This is a genomic window from Streptomyces sp. 4F14 (genome assembly GCF_048159485.1).
Lineage (GTDB): Bacteria > Actinomycetota > Actinomycetes > Streptomycetales > Streptomycetaceae > Streptomyces.
Genome location: NZ_JBLRVY010000006.1, coordinates 1 through 19,473, shown reverse-complemented (window position 1 = coordinate 19,473; position 19,473 = coordinate 1). Strand labels below are relative to the sequence as shown.

Annotated in this window: 18 protein-coding genes; 9 read left to right on the top strand and 9 right to left on the bottom strand. The window is 72.4% G+C overall.

All coding sequences use genetic code 11. The annotated features are described in order from the left end of the window. Positions 1 to 48 precede the first annotated feature (48 nt). Complete coding sequence (locus tag ACLZOT_RS11480; protein WP_416968706.1) at positions 49 to 642, top strand: TetR/AcrR family transcriptional regulator; 594 nt, start codon at positions 49 to 51, stop codon at positions 640 to 642. Positions 643 to 700: 58 nt separating this feature from the next. Here the strand turns inward: ACLZOT_RS11480 and ACLZOT_RS11475 are convergent, their stop codons facing one another. Beyond that, complete coding sequence (locus ACLZOT_RS11475; RefSeq protein WP_416968705.1) at positions 701 to 3,004, bottom strand: glycoside hydrolase family 3 N-terminal domain-containing protein; 2,304 nt, start codon at positions 3,002 to 3,004, stop codon at positions 701 to 703. A gap of 189 nt (positions 3,005 to 3,193) precedes the next feature. Between ACLZOT_RS11475 and ACLZOT_RS11470 the strand changes: the two genes are divergently transcribed. Together ACLZOT_RS11470 and ACLZOT_RS11465 are read left to right on the top strand one after the other, a co-directional pair. Next, positions 3,194 to 4,198 (top strand): LacI family DNA-binding transcriptional regulator, encoded by a 1,005-nt coding sequence (locus ACLZOT_RS11470; protein WP_416968704.1) that lies wholly within the window; start codon positions 3,194 to 3,196, stop codon positions 4,196 to 4,198. Positions 4,199 to 4,295: 97 nt separating this feature from the next. Further along, positions 4,296 to 6,098: an RICIN domain-containing protein gene (locus ACLZOT_RS11465; protein ID WP_416968703.1), complete on the top strand. Its 1,803-nt coding sequence runs from the start codon at positions 4,296 to 4,298 to the stop codon at positions 6,096 to 6,098. Here the strand turns inward: ACLZOT_RS11465 and ACLZOT_RS11460 are convergent. From ACLZOT_RS11460 to ACLZOT_RS11450, 3 genes are read right to left on the bottom strand one after another with little or no spacing between them, the layout of a single operon-like run. Next, a complete protein-coding gene (locus ACLZOT_RS11460) occupies positions 6,095 to 6,622 on the bottom strand; it encodes a hypothetical protein (RefSeq protein WP_416968702.1) in 528 nt (175 codons plus the stop codon). The two genes, ACLZOT_RS11465 and ACLZOT_RS11460, sit on opposite strands and share 4 nt — an antisense overlap. Continuing rightward, positions 6,619 to 8,031 (bottom strand): ATP-binding protein, encoded by a 1,413-nt coding sequence (locus ACLZOT_RS11455; protein WP_416968701.1) that lies wholly within the window; start codon positions 8,029 to 8,031, stop codon positions 6,619 to 6,621. Before ACLZOT_RS11455 ends, ACLZOT_RS11460 begins: the two co-directional genes overlap by 4 nt. Next, positions 8,028 to 8,714 carry a response regulator gene (locus ACLZOT_RS11450; RefSeq protein WP_416968700.1) on the bottom strand — a complete coding sequence of 229 codons (687 nt, stop codon included), beginning with the start codon at positions 8,712 to 8,714 and terminating at the stop codon, positions 8,028 to 8,030. The genes ACLZOT_RS11455 and ACLZOT_RS11450 overlap by 4 nt, the downstream gene beginning before the upstream one ends. A gap of 380 nt (positions 8,715 to 9,094) precedes the next feature. On the opposite strand from ACLZOT_RS11450, the gene ACLZOT_RS11445 reads away from it, so the two are divergent. Further along, positions 9,095 to 9,700: a DUF3152 domain-containing protein gene (locus tag ACLZOT_RS11445; protein WP_416968699.1), complete on the top strand. Its 606-nt coding sequence runs from the start codon at positions 9,095 to 9,097 to the stop codon at positions 9,698 to 9,700. Between the two features lie 6 nt (positions 9,701 to 9,706). Here the strand turns inward: ACLZOT_RS11445 and ACLZOT_RS11440 are convergent, their stop codons facing one another. Beyond that, entirely contained in the window at positions 9,707 to 10,243 is a 537-nt protein-coding gene (locus tag ACLZOT_RS11440) for a VOC family protein (protein WP_416968698.1), read from the bottom strand. Between the two features lie 195 nt (positions 10,244 to 10,438). On the opposite strand from ACLZOT_RS11440, the gene ACLZOT_RS11435 reads away from it, so the two are divergent. The 4 genes from ACLZOT_RS11435 to ACLZOT_RS11420 all read left to right on the top strand — a co-directional run bounded on the left by ACLZOT_RS11435 (position 10,439) and on the right by ACLZOT_RS11420 (position 14,069). Then, positions 10,439 to 11,248, top strand: coding sequence for an IclR family transcriptional regulator domain-containing protein (locus tag ACLZOT_RS11435; protein ID WP_416968697.1), 810 nt, complete (start codon positions 10,439 to 10,441; stop codon positions 11,246 to 11,248). Between the two features lie 85 nt (positions 11,249 to 11,333). After that, a complete protein-coding gene (locus ACLZOT_RS11430) occupies positions 11,334 to 12,518 on the top strand; it encodes a CaiB/BaiF CoA transferase family protein (RefSeq protein WP_416968696.1) in 1,185 nt (394 codons plus the stop codon). Between the two features lie 97 nt (positions 12,519 to 12,615). Then, complete coding sequence (locus tag ACLZOT_RS11425; RefSeq protein WP_416969053.1) at positions 12,616 to 13,392, top strand: citryl-CoA lyase; 777 nt, start codon at positions 12,616 to 12,618, stop codon at positions 13,390 to 13,392. Next, positions 13,389 to 14,069, top strand: coding sequence for an alpha/beta fold hydrolase (locus ACLZOT_RS11420; protein WP_416968695.1), 681 nt, complete (start codon positions 13,389 to 13,391; stop codon positions 14,067 to 14,069). Before ACLZOT_RS11425 ends, ACLZOT_RS11420 begins: the two co-directional genes overlap by 4 nt. A gap of 11 nt (positions 14,070 to 14,080) precedes the next feature. On the opposite strand, the gene ACLZOT_RS11415 is transcribed toward ACLZOT_RS11420, so the two are convergent. From ACLZOT_RS11415 to ACLZOT_RS11405, 3 genes are all read right to left on the bottom strand, one after another. Next, positions 14,081 to 16,447, bottom strand: a complete 2,367-nt coding sequence (locus ACLZOT_RS11415) for an NACHT domain-containing protein (RefSeq protein ID WP_416968694.1) — start codon at positions 16,445 to 16,447, stop codon at positions 14,081 to 14,083. A 104-nt stretch (positions 16,448 to 16,551) separates the two neighbouring features. After that, positions 16,552 to 17,298, bottom strand: a complete 747-nt coding sequence (locus tag ACLZOT_RS11410) for an SDR family oxidoreductase (protein WP_416968693.1) — start codon at positions 17,296 to 17,298, stop codon at positions 16,552 to 16,554. Positions 17,299 to 17,378: 80 nt separating this feature from the next. Next, on the bottom strand, positions 17,379 to 18,260 hold the full coding sequence (locus ACLZOT_RS11405; protein ID WP_416968692.1) for an RNA polymerase sigma-70 factor: 882 nt from the start codon (positions 18,258 to 18,260) through the stop codon (positions 17,379 to 17,381). Positions 18,261 to 18,402: 142 nt separating this feature from the next. On the opposite strand from ACLZOT_RS11405, the gene ACLZOT_RS11400 reads away from it, so the two are divergent. Then, entirely contained in the window at positions 18,403 to 18,648 is a 246-nt protein-coding gene (locus ACLZOT_RS11400; RefSeq protein ID WP_416968691.1) for a WhiB family transcriptional regulator, read from the top strand. Positions 18,649 to 18,930: 282 nt separating this feature from the next. Here the strand turns inward: ACLZOT_RS11400 and ACLZOT_RS11395 are convergent. Continuing rightward, positions 18,931 to 19,473 (bottom strand): hypothetical protein (locus tag ACLZOT_RS11395; RefSeq protein WP_416968690.1); only part of this gene is annotated, 543 nt, incomplete at its 5' end.

Below are 19,473 nucleotides of genomic sequence, written 5' to 3'. Positions count from 1 at the left end.
CAACCGATAGCCTTATCGAACCGCTGGTCCCGAAGGTAGAGTGCGGGCATGACGGAGACGGCGAAGACGGTCGGGCGCCGCGAGCGCAAGAAGGCCCAGACCCGCCAGGCCCTCGCGGACGCCGCGATGCGCCTGTTCACCGAGCGCGGCTTCGACCGGGTCGGCGTCCGGGACGTCGCCGAGGAGGCCGACGTCGCCGTGACCACCCTCTTCAAGCACTTCCCCTGCAAGGAGGCGCTGGTCTTCGACCGGGACGAGGGGCTGGAGACCGCGCTCGTCGACGCCGTACGGCACCGCGCGCCCGGCCGGTCCGTGCTCGCCGCGCTCCGCGAGCACCTGACACAGACCTACGCCTCGGTCGGCGACCACACCCCGGGCTTCGCCGCGTTCCGGGCCCTCGTCGAGGAGACCCCCGCGCTCCAGGACTACCGCCACCGCATGCGCCGCCGCCACGAGGTCGCCCTGGCCGCGGCCATCGAACAGGAAACCGGCGCCCCCCAGGGAGACGTCCGCGTCGCCGCCCTGTCCCGCTTCGCCATGGAGTCGATCAGCCTCCTCCACGGCCGCGAGGACCCCCGCCGGACGCTGGCCGAGATCTTCGACCTGCTGGAACACGGCTGGACGGAGCGCCCTGCCGGCTGATCACGCCCGGCGCCGCCGGATCACCGGCCCGCACCGCCGTGCCCGGCACGCCCCGGTGTCACGGGGCGAGGGCTGCGCCGTCCCGGTCCGGTTCCGTCACCTCCAGGCGAGCGGTCAGCGGAGTCGTCGAGCTGCCGCCCACCCAGATGTCCAGGGCCGTCGCGTCCTGTACGAACCCGCCGGTCGCCGCGGACCAGTACCGCAACTGGTCCGGGCCCAGCTCGAAGGTCACGGTCACCGACGCGCCCGCCCCGACGGTGATCCGCTCGAACCCCTTCAGCTCCCGCACGGGCCGGGACGAGGTCCCGTACCGCTGGTGGACGTAGAGCTGGACGACCTCGTCGGCGGTACGGGCGGAGGTGTTGGCGACGTCCACGGAGACCTTCGCCGTGCCGCCGACGGGGATCGACGCGCTGTCGACGCGCAGGTCCGTGTACCGGAACTCGGCGTAGGACAGGCCGTGTCCGAAGGGGTAGAGCGGCGTGCTCTCCTCCTCGAAGTAGCGCGTGCCCCGCTGCTCGGGCTCGAACGTCCGCAAGTGCGCGTAGATCATCGGGAGTTGACCGACGTGCCGGGGCCAGGAGAACGGCAGCCGGCCGGCGGGGGAGACGTCCCCGAGGAGCACGGAGGCGACGGCCTCCCCGCCCCGCGTCCCCGGGTACCACGCCTGCACGATCGCCGGGACGTTGCCGTCCGCCCACCGCAGGTCGACGGGGCGGCCGGTCATCACGACCAGCACGACGGGCGTACCCGTCCCCGCGATCCGCTTCACCTGTTCGAGCTGGCGGCCGGGGAGGTCCAGCGTCGAGGTGGACGCCTTCTCGCCGATCTGGTTCTGCCGCTGGCCCACCACGACGACGGCGACGTCCGCGCCGGCCGCGAGGGCGACGGCCCGCTCGATCTCGGCGTCCTCGTCACGGTCGGCCGGCGTCGTCTCGACCGTCTCGTCCAGCGCGTCGAACGGCGAGGGGAAGACGCGCTCGACGATCCCCGCGCCGGGGGCGTGCTCGACACGGACGCCGTCGCCGAGGCGGGCCCGCAGCCCCTCCAGGACGGTGACCGTTTCACGCGTGTCGTGGTCGAAGACCCACGGGCCCAGCGTGTCCCGCTTGCTGTCGGCGAGCTGCCCGATCACCGCGACCGAGGCCAACTCCGCGGCGTCCAGCGGCAGGACGCCGTCGTTCTTCAGCAGCACCAGCGACTGCTGCGCCGCCGTGCGCGCGGCGTCCCGGTGCGCGGACGCGGCGAGGATCCCGGGAGCGGCACCCTCGTCGACGTACGGATCGTCGAACAGGCCCAGCCGGAACTTCGCGGTCAGCACACGGCGTACGGCCGCGTCCAGCTCCTCGACGCCGAGCCGCCCTTCGGCGAGGGCCTGCGGGAGGTGGTCGTACGCCGGGTCGAACGTCGTCATCTCCATGTCGAGACCGGCGTGCAACGCGCGTACGGCGGCGTCCTGTCGGTCGCGGGCGAAGTGCTGGGTCTCCAGGGAGCGTACGGCGCCCGCGTCCGAGACGGTCCAGCCGGTGAAGCCGAGTTCGCCGCGCAGGACGTCGGTCAGGAGGCGGCGGTTGCCGGACGCGGGAACGCCGTTGAGGTCCATGTAGGCGCTCATGACGTTCGCCGCGCCCGCCTCGATCGCGGCCCGGAACGGCGGCAGGTAGACGTTCCACAGTTCGGCGTCCGAGATCTCCGCGTCCTCGTAGTCCCGGCCGCCGCGCGCCGCGCCGTACCCGACGAGGTGCTTCGGTCCGGCCAGCACCCGGTCGGGGCCGAAATCGCCCTGGAAGCCCCGTACTTGGGCCGCCGCCAGGGCGGACGTGAGGAACGGGTCCTCGCCGGAGCCCTCGATCATGCGGCCCCAGCGCGCGTCGCGGGCGACGTCGATCATGGGTGCGAACGTCCAGTGGATGCCCGCCGCGCGGGCCTCGCGGGCGGCGACGGTCTGGGCGGCCTCCATGACGTCCGGCGACCAGCTCGCGCTGAGGGCGACCGGCACCGGGAAGATCGTCCGCAGGCCGTGGATCACGTCGTACCCGAACAGGAGCGGGATGCCGAGGCGGCTCTCCTCGACGGCCCAGCGCTGGAGCCGGTTCGCGAGGGCCGGGTCCTTCACGAAGAGCACCCCGCCGGCCCGGCCGCCCGCCACGGCCGCCTCGACCTGGCGGGGCTGGTCGACGAAGGCGCGGTGCTCGGGCGGCAGGGACTCGATGTCGAAGTCCTCGGGCAGCGGCCGGCCGGTGCCGAGGTAGAAGTACATCGTGAGCTGTCCGGCCTTCTCCTCGGGGGTGAGACGGGACAGCAGGTCCTCGGCGCGCTCCTCGGCGGACAGCGCGGTGTCGCGGTAGGGCAGGTCGGTCATGGGGGTCCTTTGCGCGGCGGGGCGGGTGTCGGACCACTCTAGCTTCTAAAATCTATCAATAGAAGAATTTGGGAAGCGGGCCGGCGCGGGCGAACCGGTTCGCGGGTCCCGGCCGGAGGCATTGACAGCGATGCCGGGTGCTTCTAACTTCCCTCACGCGAACCGGTTCGACCCAGACGGAGGAACCCCGTGAACATCGGTGAGATCGCCCGCCGGGCCGGTGTCTCCCGGAGCACCGTCTCCTACGCCCTCAGCGGCAAACGCCCCGTCTCCGACGACACCCGCCACAAGATCCAGCGCGTCATCGACGAACTGGGCTACCGCCCCAACGCGAGCGCGAGGGCCCTCGCCAACGGCCGCACCAACACCATCGGCCTCGCCTTCCCGCCCGCCGGCGACCACTACACCGGCATGCAGCTCGACTTCATCGGCAGCGTCGTCGAGGCCGCCGCCGCCCACGACCACGACGTCCTGCTCTCCCCGGGAGGCGCGGACAGCGACCGCTCCTTCCAGCGCCTGCTGGGGGAGCGGCGGGTCGACGGCGTCATCCTCATGGAGATCAGGCTGGAGGACGACCGGGTCGGCCACCTGGCCGCCCTCGGCTTCCCGGCCGTCACCATCGGCCGTACGGCCACCCCGGAGCGCGACTGGTGGGTGGCCCTCGACCACACGGCCCTCGCGGCGGCCTGCGTCCACCACCTCGCCGACCTCGGCCACCGCCGCATCGCCTTCGTCAACCGCCCCGAACACCTCCTGCGCACCGGCTACGAGTCCGCGCACCGGGGCCTGGAGGGCTTCACGAAGGCCGCCGCCGAACGCGGTCTGACGGTCCGTTCGTACTGCTGCGGCGACGACGCGGCCTCCGGCGAGGCGTGCCTGGAGCGGATCCTGTACGACGACCCCGCGACGACCGCGCTCGTCACCCTCAACGAGGCCGCGCTCGGCGGCCTGTACCGGGGCCTCGCGCACGCGGGCCGCCATGTCCCGCGCGACTTCTCGGTCACCGGCATCGTCGCCGCGCGCTGGGCGGAGACGGTCACCCCGCAGCTCACCGCCGCCGACGTACCCGCCGCGCACATGGGCAGACTCGCGGTGGAGCTCCTCATCGAGCGGCTGGGCGACGCCGAGGCGCCCGCGCGCCACCACTTCCTGACGCCGCCGATCTCGCTGCGGGCGAGCACGGGTCCCGCCTGAGGGCTGGCGTGGGCCGCCCGGCCGGTCACGGGAGGCGTAGTCATGTCATGTCCATGACCATCAGTTCGACCGCTACGACGAGACAAGGAGTCCCGCCATGCACGTGCCCCGCACCCCGCTCACCGCCACCGCACTAGCCACACTCCTCGCCCTCGCGCTCCCCGCCACCCCCGCCCACGCCGCCGACACCACCCTGGCCGTCGACTTCGCCACGGCGGGCGGCGCCCCCGCCTACCGCGCCTCCGGCACCCTCTACGGCATGACCGAGAACGGCCGGCTCCCGCAGGACCACTTCTACACGGACGTGAAGTGGAAGTTCATGCGGGCCGGCGGCGCCCAGCTCGACAGCCCCGGCGGCTGGGTCGCCGGCAAGTACGACCGCCGCTGGAACGCCACCCTCGCCCAGTACCGCCGCACCAAGTCCCTCGGCGGCACCTTCGTGATCCTCCCGCACGACCTCTGGGGCGCCGACGGCACCACCGCCCCTCGCTTCCCCGGCGACGGCGGCAACTGGTCCGACTTCGACGCCTTCTACACCCGCCTCCTGAACGACGTGAAGGCCGCCGGCGCCACGGACATCCAGTGGGACATCTGGAACGAACCCGACTGCGGCATGTTCTGGGGCTCCGGCCAGCCCCAGTACCTGGAGATGTGGAAGCGCGCCTACCAGAGGATCCGTACGGCGATCCCCGGCGCGGTGATCGTCGGCGCCAGCACCTGCGGCCGGCCGACCTCGTCCAACACCTGGTGGAACACGTACCTCGACTACGTGAAGGCCAACAACGTCCAGCCGGACGTCTACAGCTGGCACGACCTGCCCGGCGACCCGGTCGCCGACGGCGACTCCCTGCGGGCCAAGCTCTTCGCCCGCTCGATGACGACGAGCCGCCCCTTCCAGGTCAACGAGTACGCCGGGAGCAACGAGCAGACCCCGGGACGCGGCGGCTGGTACATCTCCCGCCTTGAGCGGGCCGGCGCGGACGGGCTGCGGGCCAACTGGGCGGGCGGCGCGAACCTCCACGACTTCGCGGCGCGGCTGCTGACGAGGTCCGGGAGCCAGTACCTGCCGCTGGGGGAGTGGTTCCTGTACCGCTACTACGGCTCGCAGACCGGCAGCATCGTCAAGGTCACGCCGGGTGCGAACACCGACGCCCTCGCCACCAAGGACAACGCCGCCCGCAACGCGAAGATCCTCCTCGGCAGCAACGGCAACACCGGGAACGTCACGGTGAGCCTCGGCCGCCTCGACACCACGTCCCTCGTCGAGAACGGCCGCGTCCGCGCGGTCGTCCAGCGCGTCCCGAACAACGGGGGCGGCGCGGTCACCGGGCCCGTCACCGTCTCCGACCAGCAGCTCACCGTCAGCGGCGACTCCGCGTCGGTGACCGTGCCGTGGACCGACGCGGCCGACGGGTACACCGTCACCCTGCTGCCGCCGTCCGACACGACGATCTCGACCGTCGCCGTCGTCCAGCACAGCGGCCAGTGCCTCGACGACACGAACCTGTCCACCGGCGACGGCACGCAGTACCAGCAGTACCCCTGCGAGGGCGGGTACCAGCAGATGCTGGACTTCAAGCCGGTCGCCGGACGCGCGAACACGTACACCGTGGTGAACCGGTTGAGCGGCAAGTGCCTGGACGTCGCCGGTGCTTCCACCGCCGATGGTGCGGCTGTCCAGCAGTACGGCTGTAGCGGGGGGACGAACCAGATGTTCACCCTGCGGCCGGTCAGCGGCAAGGACCACCAGCTCGTCGCCGTGCACAGCGGGAAGTGCGTGGACGTGAGTGAGGTGTCCACGGCGTCCGGGGCGAAGGTGCACCAGTGGACGTGCGATCCGGCGAGCGCCCTCAACAACAAGCGGAACCAGGTCTGGCGTCTGCTGGGCCTGGGAGGCTAGGGCTGAGGGCACCGTTCGTCCGTCCGCTCGGCGAACCGCGCGTCCCCCGCGACCAGGTGGACCGTCACGACGTCGAGATACGGGGCCGCGACGCGGCGGGCGGCGGCGACCGTGCAGATCACCTGGTCGATCGCGAGGTCGGTCAACTGCCGCATCCTGTCCGGGAGCCGGACGGTCAGGTCGCCTTCCCGCTCCGACACGGAGGGGGTCGGCGGGGCCATGGACGCGTCCGGTGCGGGGGCCGCGGAACCGGTGGCGGGCGGTGCCTTCACCTGCGTGGTGAGCCCCTTCTCGCCGGGCGGCGGCGTGTACAGCAGCAGGGCCAGGGCCTCTTCGGGGGTGCCGGGGTACTCGGTGGGCCGCATGAGCGGGACGAGCGTGTCGCCCTGGACGTAGTACACGGCCGTGACCGGCGCGATGCCGCTCGCGGGACCGCCCGCCTCGACGACGCCGGTCGCGGGGATCCCGCAGGACGAGAGGGTGAGCAGCGCGGCCAGGGCCGGCAGGGCGCGGCGGGTGTTCATGGCTGCTCCGGGGCGGTGAGCGGAAGGACGACGGTGAAGACGGCGCCGCCCTCGGGGTGGTTGGCCGCGGTGACGGTGCCGCCGTGCGCGCGGACGTTCTCGGCGGTGATCGCGAGCCCCAGCCCGCTGCCCTCCGAACGGGTGCGCGCGGAGTCCGACTTGTAGAACCGGTCGAAGACGTGCGGCAGGACGTCGTCCGGGATGCCGGCCCCGCTGTCGCGCACCTCGACAACTGCCGTGTCCCCGGCGGCGGTCAGCCGTACGGTCACCGGCCGCGCCCCGTGCTTGAGCGCGTTGCCGACGAGGTTCGCGACGACGACGTCGACCCGCCGGGGATCGACGTCCGCCCTTACCGTGTACGGGAGTTGGGTCTGAACGGCGTCCGCCCAGCCGCGTGCGGCGAGGGTGCGCCGGATCGACTCGGCGAGGTCGATCTCGTCCCGGTGCACCTGCGCCGCGCCCGCGTCGAAGCGGGAGATCTCCATCAAGTCGTCGACGAGCGAGGCGAGTTTGACGGTCTCCGCGCTGATCAGCCGCACGGCGGTCGCCGTGTCCGGGTCGAGCCCGGCGGCGTCCTCGTCGAGGATGTCGGTCACCGCGGACATCGCGGCGAGCGGCGTGCGCAGCTCGTGCGAGACGTCGGCGGCGAAGCGCCGGGCCCGCGCCTCCATCTCGCGCAGCTCCGCCACGGACGCCTCCAGCGCGGCGGCCGTCTCGTTGAACGTGTGGGACAGGTCGGCGAGTTCGTCGGAACCGTTCACCGCGAGCCGCGTGTCGAGCCGGCCCTCGGCGATGTGCCGGGTCGCCTGCCGCAGCGCCCGCACCGGCACCAGCACCCCGCGCGCCGCGAACAGCGCGAGCGCCACCGCGAGCAACAGGGCGCCCAGCATGGCGCGTTGGACGCCGGTGACCAGGGCGTCGACGTACGCCTGCTCGACGGTCTGCGGGACGGCGAGGTAGACGTGGACGCCGGAGGCGGTGCCGCTGGGGTCGGTGAAGGTGACGGACATCCCGACGAGGAGCGTGGTGCGGCCGTTCGCGCGGACGCGCTGGAAGACGGTCGCGCGGCTGTTCGCGACCGACTCCCGTATCTGCGGGGTGAGTTCGTCGAGGCGGTCGCCCGCGCTGACGCCCCGGTACTCGGCGAGGACGCGCCAACTGCCGTCGTTGGCCGCGATGTCGGCGGCGAAGCGCCGCAACTGCGCCCGGTCCGGCGGGAACGCGAGGCCGGGTGCCCGCTGGCCGACGTGGCTGCGGAGCTGGCGGATCACGGCGTCCTGGCTCTGCTGGAGGATGCCGGTGCGGGCCTCGCGCAGGGTCAGCGCGCCGGTCGCGGTCGCGGCGACGGCGGCGACCAGGACGAAGGCGACGATCAGACGTGAACGCAGGCCGCGGAAGGGGCGGTTCACCGGTCGGCGGTGAAGCGGTAGCCGAAGCCGCGCACGGTGTGGATGAAGCGGGGCGCACGCGGAGGCTCGGCCAGCTTCGTGCGCAGGCGTTTGACACAGGCGTCGACCAGCCGGGCGTCCCCGTGGAAGTCGTGCTCCCACACCGCCTCCAGCAGCTGCTGCCGGCTGAACACCTGGCCCGGCGACGCGGAGAGCGTCAGCAGCAGCCGCATCTCGGAGGGCGCGAGCGCGACCGGCGTACCGGCGAGTGTGACGGTCACTCCGGCCCGGTCGACGGACAGGTCCCCGAACGAGTCGATCGCGGGCAGCCCCGTCCCCCCGCCGGCCCGGCGCAGTACGGCCCTGATCCGGGCGTCCAGGATCCGCGCGGTGACCGGCTTGACCACGTAGTCGTCGGCGCCGACCTCCAGGCCGACCACGATGTCGACCTCGTCGCCCCGGGCCGTCGCCATGATGATCGGCAGCGTCTCGTCGACCGCGCGGATGCCCGCGCACACCTCAAGTCCCGGCATGCCCGGCAGCATCAGGTCGAGGACGACGAGGTCCGGCCGGAACACCCTGAGCTGCGCGAGCCCTTCCTCGCCGGTCGGCACGGCGCACACCTCGTGACCCTGCCGGCGCAGCCCCAGGACGACGCCCTCGCGCACGGCCGGGTCGTCCTCGATCAGAAGTACTCGTGACATTGGTTCAGTAACCGCCCACAAACGATCAACAGGTCACCGGATTAAACACCCGTTATCGCTTCGTGACCAAATGGGCCAGGCTCGATCACATAACCCCAGCACGGTGAACTCCCGTGACACCGCACCGAGTTCCCGCATCCCATCGCCGCCGTCGTCGCCGTGCCCCGCGCCGGCGCCCCCTGCTGCCGGTGGCCCTCGTGACCCTCACGGCCGTCGGCGTGGTCGGGGCGCTCGCGGCGTGGCAGTCACGGGACGCGACCACGACGACCTCGGCCCGCCCCTCGAACTCCCCGTCGGTTAAACCGAGTTCGCCCACCAAGACGACCCCGGCACCCAAGCCGGCCCCGACCCGGAGCCCGACCCCCGGGCCGGCCCCGAGCGTGACACCCGCGGCCTCCCCGACCCCGACCCCGACCCCGATCCCGGAACGGGGCACGGGCGTCTACGCCACCGCCCCGGGAACCGGCCGCAAGTCGGGCAAGGGAACCCCGCTGCGCTACAAGGTGGAGATCGAGAAGGACATCGACCTCCCCCTCGCCGAAACCGCCGCGGAAGTCGAGGACGTCCTCGCCGACCCCCGCGGCTGGACCGCCGACGGCGACTCCGCCTTCCGCCGCGTCGCCACCGGCCCCACCGACTTCGTCGTCCGCATCGCGACCCCGAAGACCGTCGACACGGCCTGCGCCGAGTACGGCCTCGACACCCACGGCGACCTGAACTGCTCCGTGGGCCACAAGGTCATGGTCAACCTCGAACGCTGGCTGACCGGCACCCAGTACTACGCCGACGACATCCCCTTCTACCGCGCCCTCATCATCAACCACGAGGTCGGCCACTTCCTCGGCCACGGCCACGAGACCTGCCCGGCGGCGGGCGCCCCCGCCCCCGCGATGATGCAGCAGATCAAGGGACTCAAGGGCTGCGTCCCCAACGCCTGGCCGTACGACGGACAGGGCAGGCGCGTCAGCGGCCCGTCGGTGCCGTGAAGCGGCTCAGCGGTACGTGTTGTTGCTCGTGTGCTCCCCGCTCAGCCACGACGCCAGCTCCGCGCGAGCGGTCCGGCGGCGTTCCTCGTCGCTCTCGTGGATGCCCGGCGCGTCGAGGGTGAACTCCAGGAGGAGGCCGTTGGGGTCGCTGGTGTAGAGGGAGCGGCAGTAGCCGTGCTCCAGGACGTACGTCTCGTCGGGGCGCCAGCCCGCCTTCTCCAGCCGGCCGGCGATCGCGTCCTGGACCTCCTCCGTGACCTTCAGCGCGATGTGCTGGAAGGGGGAGTGCGGCATCTGAGGGCCGAAGAGCTTCTGGTCCTCGGGGTCGGCGAACTGGAAGAACGCGAGCGCGCTGCCGTCGCCGAGGCCGTAGAAGGTGTGGCAGTAGGTGCGGACCGCGCCGAAGAGCTCGTCCGACTCCTTCCAGGTCGCGATGAGCGGCAGCCCGATGACGTCCTCGTAGAAGGCGCGGGTCGCCTCCTGGTCCTGGGTGACGTAGGCGTTGTGGTGCAGGCGCGAAGGAAGGGCGGAGGGCTGAGTCATCGTCGACTCTCCTTCGGAGAGGTCAAGCGCGGACATGTGTCCGCTGTACGGTCAATGCTCGCAACCTTGATACGCGAAACCCCCAGCGTCAACCCTTGCGGAGTGAACCGTGACCATCTGCCGGAGGACGGACCGGGGTACGGACGGGCGGCGTAACCTGGACGCCCCAGCCGAACGACCTGAGAGGGGCGGCAGATGCCGCGTACGGGCACCGGGCCTGATTTCATCGAAGCGCTGGCCCGGGGGCTGGAGGTCATCACCGCCTTCGCTCCCCAGCGGCCGGACATGTCCCTGTCCGAGGTGGCCACGGCGACCGGCCTCGCCCGCCCCACCGCCCGCCGCATCCTCCTCACCCTGGAGGAGCTCGGCTACGTCCGCTCCGGCGACCGGGGTTACGCCCTCACCCCCCGCGTCCTCGACCTCGGCATGGCGTACGTCGGCTCGCTCGGCCTGTGGGACGTGGCCCGCCCGCACATGGAACGCCTGGTCGCCCGCACGAACGAGTCCTGCTCGATCGCCCAGCTCGACGGCGGCGACATCGTGTACGTCGCCCGGGTCGCCGTACCGAAGATCGTCACCCTGTCCGTGCGGATCGGCACCCGCTTCCCCGCCCTCCAGACCTCCCTGGGCAAGGTCCTGCTCGCCGCGCTGGAGCCGGACCGGCTCGACAAGGCGCTCGCGGAGCCCACCCGCTCCGGGCTCACCCCCCTGTGGCGGCCCGGGCCCGAGGAGCGGGACGCGGCGCTGCGCGAGGTGCGGGCGCGGGGCTGGGCCCTCGCGGACGAGGACCTCGCGCTCGGCATCCGCTCCGTCGCCGTACCGCTGCGCGACGGCGAGGGCCGGGTGGTCGCGGCGATCAACGTCAACGCGCACGCCGCCGAGACCTCCCTCGCCGACCTGCGCGACCGGCACCTGCCGCCGCTGCTCCAGACCGCCGGGGACATCAGCGGCGACTTCGCCCGCCTGACGGCCCTCCCGCGCGCGGTGGCCGCCGCCCAGGGCTGAGGGGGTCTCGCCGGGAACGGCCTCGGCGTGCCACAATCCGAAATCGGCGGACATGTGTCCGCTGTGCGGTCGGAGGGAAGATTCCATGGAGACACCCACACCGTCGGGCCCGAGCGGCGGCCCCCTTGCGGGGCTGCTGGTCGCCGACTTCTCCCGGGTCCTGGCGGGCCCGTACGCCACCATGCTGCTCGCCGACCTCGGCGCCGAGGTGATCAAGGTCGAGGCGCCCGCCGGGGACGAGACCCGCAGCTGGATGCCGCCCACCCGGGGCGAGACCTCGACGTACTACCTCGGCATCAACCGCGGCAAGCGCTCCCTCGCGCTCGACCTGCGCACCGCCGAGGACGCCGGGGCGGCCCGCGAACTCGCCCGCCGCGCCGACGTCGTGATCGAGAACTTCAAGCCCGGCACCCTCGCCAAGTACGGCCTCGACTTCGCCGCCGTCAGCGCCGCCAACCCCGGCGTCGTCTACGCCTCCATCACCGGCTTCGGCCCCGGCGCGGGCGCCCACGTCCCCGGGTACGACCTCATGGTCCAGGCGATCTCCGGGCTGATGAGCCTCACCGGCGACCCCGAGGGGGAGCCCTTCCGCGCCGGGATCTCCGTGTTCGACGTGATGGCCGGCAACCACGCCGCGATCGGCATCCTCGCCGCGCTGCGCCACCGCGACGCGACCGGCACGGGCCAGCACGTCGAGGTCAACCTCCTGTCCTCCGCGCTCTCCGGCCTCGTCAACCACAGCTCCGCGTACGTCGCCGGCGGCACCGTCCCCTACCGCATGGGCAACGCGCACCCCAGCGTCTTCCCCTACGAACCCTTCCCCACCGCCGACCGCGACCTCATCGTCGCCGCCGCCAACGACGGCCAGTTCCGGCGCCTGTGCGACGTCCTCGGCATCCCCGAGACCGCCGACGACCCCCGCTTCGCCCACAACAAGGACCGCACCGCCCGCCGCGAGGAACTCCGCCCCCTCCTCGTCGAACGCCTCGCCACGCGCGGCGCCACCGACTGGTTCGAGGCCCTCGTCGCCGCCGGGGTGCCCGCCGCGCCGATCAACACCATCGACGGGGGCTTCGCGATGGCGGAACGCTTCGGGCTCGACCCGATCGTCGAGGTGGGGGAGGGGGAACGGGCGGTGCCCATGGCCCGCCACCCCATCACCTTCTCGACGACACCGGCCCGGTACGAACTGCCGCCGCCGGAACTGGACGAGCACGGGCCGGAGTTGAGGAAGTGGCTGACGGGAGCCGAGGGGGAGAGCCGTGACTGACGAGACGCACGAGAGGACGGCGGTGCCGGACGGCACGACCGGCCGGCCTCCGGCGAAGACCCCGCGGACCTCCCAACTCCCCACCTATCCCACCGCCTTGGGCGCCTCCTCCCGCACCGCCATCACCCTCCTCGGCGACGACCTCGCCGACGACATCATGGGCACCGTCGGCTTCGGCGAACTCGCCTACCGGCTGGCCACCCAGCGCCGCCCCACCCCCGGCCAGACCCGCGTCTTCGAAGCCGTCCTCGCCGCCCTCGCCGACCACGGCTTCACCCCCACCGCGATCGTCACCCGCCTCACCTACCTCTCCGCCCCCGACTCGGTCCAAGGCGCCCTCGCGGCGGGCCTGTTGGGCGGCGGCTCCCGCTTCCTCGGCGTCACCGAGGACACCGGCGCCTTCCTGCACGACGTCCTGGAACGCTACCCGGGACCGCTCCCGCAGACCCCGGAGACCTGGGACATGGTGGCCCTGGACACCGTACGCGCGCAGAAAGCCGCCGGACGCCTCATCCCCGGCCTCGGACACCACGTCCACAAGGACGGCGACCCCCGCACCCCCCGACTCATGCAGATCGCCGAAGAGGAAGGCCAGTTCGGCCCCCACCTCGCCCTGTTCGCCGCGATCGGCCGCACCCACCCCCAGGTCCTCGGCAAGACCCTCCCCCTCAACGGCGCCGGAGTCTGCGGAGCCGCCCTCGCCGACCTCGACCTCCCCATCCCCCTCCTGCGCGGCTTCGCCCTCCTCGCCCGCACGGCCGGACTCATCGGCCAGCTCGCCGAGGAGATGCGCAACCCCGTCGCGAACGACATCTTCCTCTCCGTCGACCTCAACAACCGCCCCGTACCGCCCGATCCGGGAGACCACCCGTGACGCCCCACGTCCTGTTCGTGCACGGCGCCCACCACGGCGCCTGGTGCTGGGACGAGGTCAGAACCCGGCTCGCCTCAACCGGCTTGCGCACAGCCGCCGTAGACCTCCCCCTCACCTCCTACGCCGACGACACCGAGGCCGTCCGCACCGCCGTCCGCGAAGGCACCCTGTACGGCCCCGTCCTCCTGGTCGCCCACAGCTACGGCGGCCTCCCCGTCTCGGCGGCCGGCCACGCCGCCGACCGCCTCGTGTACATCGCCGCCCGCATGCCCCGACCCGGCCAGTCCCCGGCGGAGTTGACCCCGCACTGGAACGACCCCGCGTTCCGCACGGCCGTGAAGGAGGCGGCCGACGGCACCCTCACCCTCCTCCCACAGGCCCGCGACGCTCTGTACTCCGGCACCCCCGAGCCCCACGCCGAACGCGCGGCGGCCCGCTGGCGCCCCATGCGAAGCCGCGTACCCCGGCCGCCGGTCGACGACCCGGCGTGGCTCTCCGTCCCCAGCGCCTACGTCGTCTGCGCCCAGGACCGCACCGTACGCCCCGACGCCCAGCGCGAGTGCGCCGCGCACGCCTGCGTCCGCCTCGAACTCGACTGCGACCACGCCCCGTTCTACTCCGCGCCCGACGAACTGGCCCGGTTCCTGGGGGAACAGGCGGCGCTCATCGCGGGCTGAGCCGGCGCTGCTCACGGCTGGTTGTCGAGGTGGCGCCGCAACTCGATATGGCGGAATTCGTAGAGCGCGCCGTTCCTGCGGAGCACCCCGCGTCGATGAGCGTCTTCGAGGAAGCTCCGCAGGTGCCACGGCAGTCGGCCGCTGAGCGCCAGACAGGCTCTGGCAGGGAGATACACGAGGAGAAGGCGAACCGGCCGATAGGCCAAGGACAGGGCCAGCGGAGTCCAGGCCGCCACCAGCACAGCCACCCCGAGCACCTGCCAGTCGGGTTCCAGGCCGGACCCGAACCAGAGCGCCACCGGGAGAACCACCACCGCTTCGAGCCACCCCGCGCGCGGCACGAGAGGCGCCGGGACCCAACCGCCGTGCCAGTGGCGAAGGCCGTTGCAGACCACGACGGCGATGAGCCAGCACGCCGATGCCGCGACGAGCGGTGTGCGAGGCCAACCCGACAGCAGGTCTTCTCGGTCGAGGCCGTGCCAGTCGAGCTCCAGCGCCATGGCGAGAGCCACTCCGACGGCTCCCGCGAGAGGCGCCGGGGTCGCGAGCCACCCCCGCAACGGCGTGATTCGTGTCAGGAGCCGACGAACGACCTGGTAGGCCAGGCCACAGGCCAGACCCGTCAGCAGAGGGAGGCGGAGCGACCCCACGGACCAGGCGACGACACAGCAGACACCCCCGGCGAAGGACCAGGAGGCTGCGGACTCCAGGCGTGCGGACCCCCTGAGATACCCGAAGTGATTCTCCTCAGGTGCCGGGAAGAAAGGGAACGTCACACCGACGCAGCAGCCGATCGTCCACAGTCCCGGCAGGTCCAGCCACCAGCCGGCCACCACCGCGGCGACGACCGGCCAGCACCACCAGCCGGCCACCGAGTACACCGATTGCGCACGCTGGGACAGAAGGGGTGTACCGACGGATTGGACAAGGAGGTAGGCCAGCCAGACCAGGGGGACCCAGGAGAGCCAGGCCGGGAACGGACCGATCAAGCGGTCGACCGCGGACAGGAGTAGCCGGCACTCTCCCGCTGCGGTACCGGCGGTCACCGCGCCGGCCAGCCACCAGTACTCGATCGGCAGCCACCAGCGGCGCGTCCCGGAGACCCGCAGCAACTCGGTGTTCCTCGCGAGATGGCCGAGGATCTTCCCCGCGCTCCCGGCGTCCCAGCGGTGCCTCCCCGGGGGACCGGCGTCGCGATACGCACTGGGGAGGAAGTTCCGGAACAGATGCTCCTCGATCGCGCCGACGGAGGCGAAACGCTCCCGGTCGCACAGTTCGGCCGGATCGGGCAGCGGACCACCCCGGTCCCGGCCTGCGGTGCCATCGGGTCCGTAGACGCTGCGTGCCAGCCACGCCAGCAGCGGCACCCGCATGACCTCGGCCACCGGCTCGGGCCGCGAGGACCGGAGCCGTGCGATTACCGGGTCCCAGCGGCCGGCGTATCCCTGGTTCGGAGCGTCGCCGGTCAGGTACGCCTCCACCGCCGCGTCGTCGAGAGGGAGCAGTGTGACGGCGGCGGCACTACGGAGCCGTGCCGCGCGGGGATAGGGAGGGGAGGACACATCGAGACCGGCCGCGAGACGGTACGCCTCGGGACGGCTGGACAGCACCAGGGGGCGTGTGCTCCAGGGTGAGGCGTCGATTTTCTCCAGCGCCTCCCGCCAGGACGGTTCGGGGAGTTCGTCCAGCCCGTCCAGTACCAGGAGAAGCCGCCGCTCACTGAGCAGCGCACGCACGAGGGACGATCTCCCCGAGCCATGCGGCAGGGCTCCGCTCAGGCAGCGGTGCTGTGCGGGGAGTTGGGTTTCGAGCCACTCCTCGAACCCCGTCGACGGCACATCCCAGGACGCGAGCGGCACCAGGACCGGAACCGGTTCCGTACCGGAAGCCTGGTCGAGGAGGCTCAGGACCAGGTGCGCCAGGAGCGTCGTCTTCCCCGTCCCCGCCTCACCCAGCACGACCAGACGCCGCGTCGGTACCCGGTCGAGGACGTCGGCGAGACCGCCGCCCGCGACATACCCGCCGGCACAGACACCCGACAGACCCTCAAGGCAGCCGTCCGGACTCCCTGGCTCTGCCCGCCACCCCACGGACATCCCCGGATCACGGGAATTCCACAAGGCGGTCTGGCGGTCCCACCGGTCTCTGACGTCCCTGGCCAGCTCGTCCGCCACCTCCGACAGCGTCCGGGTACGAGGCTTGAACCTCTCTCCGAGCCACCCCGCGTACATCCCGACGAGCACGATCGAGACGGCCATCAGCCAATCCACCGCCGGGGCCGCCACACCCAACTCGAAGTCGAAGGCCAGGGCCAGCGCCGCCACGGCGATGACCACACCCGCCAGCAGGACCAGAACCCGTGCAGAGCGTCCCCCCATCGCTCCATGGTCCCGGCCGCTCCCCCCTTTCCGCCACCCTTTCGTCCCTATTGCGGTACGCGGAGACGGCCCCCGCCGACAAGCGGAGGCCGCCTTTCCCGTGCCTACCGCTGCCCTGCCGCCCACTCCCCGAACGTCACCGCACCGAGCCGCGCGTCCGGGCCCGGCAGCAAGGTCGTCTCCTCCAGCACGGTGCCGAAATACCGCGCGCCCGGGTCCGTGACGACCGTCCGGGCATCGTCCTGTGCGGCGAGCGCGTCGCGGACCAGTTCGTCGAGGCGGAGCGCCTCGGGGCCCGCGACCTCGATGTGAGCGTTCACGGGAGCGCTCACGGCGGCACGGGCCACGGCGGCGGCGACGTCGTCCGAGGCGGCCGGCTGGATGCGCACCGGGGCCAGCCGGACCGTGTCACCGTCGGTCGCCTCGGCGGCGATCGCGTTCACGAACTCGAAGAACTGGGTCGCGCGGACGATCGAGTACGGCGTGCCCGACTCCCTGATCAGCTCCTCCTGCGCCAGCTTGGCCCGGAAGTAGCCGCTCTCCTGGAGCCGCTCGGTGCCGACGACGGACAGGGCGACATGGTGGGTGACCCCGGCCTCCGCCTCGGCCTTGAGGAGGTTCGCGGTGGCGGTGCGGAAGAACTCCAGCACCGCCCGGTCCTCGAAGGACGGCGAGTTCGACACGTCGACCACGACCGACGCGTCCGTGAGCGCCTCGGCCAGCCCCTCCCCGGTCACCGTGTCCACCCCCGTGCCCGGCGAGGCGGCGAGCGCCTCGTGCCCCTGCTCGCCCAGCCTCGCGACCACCTTCGAGCCGATGAGCCCGGTGCCACCGATCACCACGATCTTCATGACGGTTTCCTCTCGGAGGAGTATCGGAGAAGTACGCGTTCCGTACAGGAGTGACCGGGCAGGGCACCGGAGTGTGACAGCTACAGCGACGCCATGTACGGCGCCAGCTTCTCCGGGCTCATCACCCACAGCAGCCGCTCCACGCCGCGCGCGGACACGTCGGCGTACACCAGCACCTTCGCGGCGCCGCCCTCCGTCACGAGCGCCGCCGGCCGGCCGTTCGCCTCCACCCACCGGACCTCCGTACCCGGCCAGAAGCGCGGCGCGAAGGCGGCCAGGTACCGGGAGACGTGCGCGAGTCCGACGACCGGGATGCGCGAAGCGCCGCGCATGCCGTTGCCGTCGGTGTAGCTGACCACGTCCTCGGTCAGCACCTCCTCCAGCACCGCCAGATCACCGGCCCGCGCCGCCGCGAGGAACACGTCGAGGAGCCGCCGGTGCTCGGCCCGGCCGACGGGTTCCCGGCGTTCGGCGGCCAGGTGCTTGCGCGCCCGCGTCACGAGCTGGCGAGCGTTCGCCTCGCTGGTCTCCAGGATCTCCGAGAGCCGTCGGTAGGGATACTCGAACGCCTCCCGCAGCACATAGGCGGCCCGCTCCACGGGGTTCAGCTTCTCCAGCAGGAACAGCACCGCGAGATCCAGTGCCTCGGCCCGTTCCGCGCCGACCTGCGGATCGGCCCCCGTGTTCACCGGCTCCGGCAGCCAGGTCCCGACGTACGCCTCGCGCCGTACCCGCGCGGACTGGGCGACGTTGATCGCGAGCCGGGTCGTCACCGTCGTCAGGAACGCGGCCGGCTCCTCGATCCGCGACCGCTCCACCCCCTGCCACCGCACCCACGCCTCCTGCACGACGTCCTCGGCCTCCGCCGTGCTCCCCAGCACCCGGTAGGCGATCCCGAAGAGCCGCCCCCGCACCGCGGTGAACTCCTTCGCAGCCACGTCCAGATCGTCCCCGACACCCATACGAACCCCTCCTGCCCCGACCGAACGGGACCAGCCTGTCACGCCGTGTCCGCAGGCCCGGACCACCTCCGATGTCACACCACGGCCGTTCGGATTGTCTCTTGGGCGAAGCACCGTGCGAGACAGGGACAGGAGTGGGCACATGGACTGGTCCGGATCGGCCGCGTGCCGGGGGATGGACCCCGAGTTGTTCTTCCCCATCGGCAGCGGCGGCGTGGCGGCGGTGGCACAGGTCGACGAGGCGAAGGAGGTGTGCGCCCACTGCCCGGTGGCCGGACAGTGCCTGGCGTGGGCCCTGGACGCGGGCCCGGTGGACGGGATCTGGGGCGGCACGACGGAAGGGGAACGCCGCGCGCTGCTGCGGGCCGGCTCAGGGGGCGGCGCCTGAAGCGCGGGTGAAAAGGCCCGAGGGCTCTGCGTCCCGGCCTGGTACACCAAGTCTCGGCCCGCCTCGGGGAGTTCGACGGGAGAGGCCCGCGATACGTACCTCGACGCACTGGGCTCCGCGAGCTTCGCAGGCCGCCCCGACGGCCGGACGGACGTACGACAGATGGCGAAGAGGGCTCGCCGAACGATGACGGAGGCCGGGACGGCGTACCGAGGGACGGTCGAGCCCCCTCGCCCAGCCGCGCCCCAACCCCTCACCGGCGCCCTCCTGCACGGGCCGGCGTCACATGTACTGGAAGTACCGGTCCCACCAGGCGAGCGGCAGTTCCTCGTCGTCCGGTTCCGCTCCGGGGATCTCGCCGTCCTCCAGGCGCGTCGGCCCGTCGTACGGCTCAAGCAGCAGCCCGACGGGGACGTACACGCACCCGAGGTCGGCGCAGACCCCGTCGAGCCAGGTCACGAACGGCTCGTCGAGGCCCTCCGCGCAGCCCGGCACGCCCAGGTCACGGCCGGTGCCGGCGGTGACGAAGGGGCCGAAGTTGCTCATCAGGACCCACAGGGGCCGGTCCGTGCCCGTCGCGGGGGCGGGCACCCTGACCTCCCCGTAGTAGCTCGTGTCCTGCGCCATCCCGGCCGACACGGACGGCCCGAACCGCTCCGTCAGCGCCGCGCCGAGCCGTTCGAACCGGCGCCGGGCGGCCGGCAGGTCGTAGCCCGGGGGGAGTTCCAGGTGTTCGGGGTCGTCCAGCTGGTCGATGACCCCGGCCTCCGTGACCCCCTCGGCCGGCAGGTGGAGCGTTGCCGGGGATGCCGAAGCGGTTGCGCG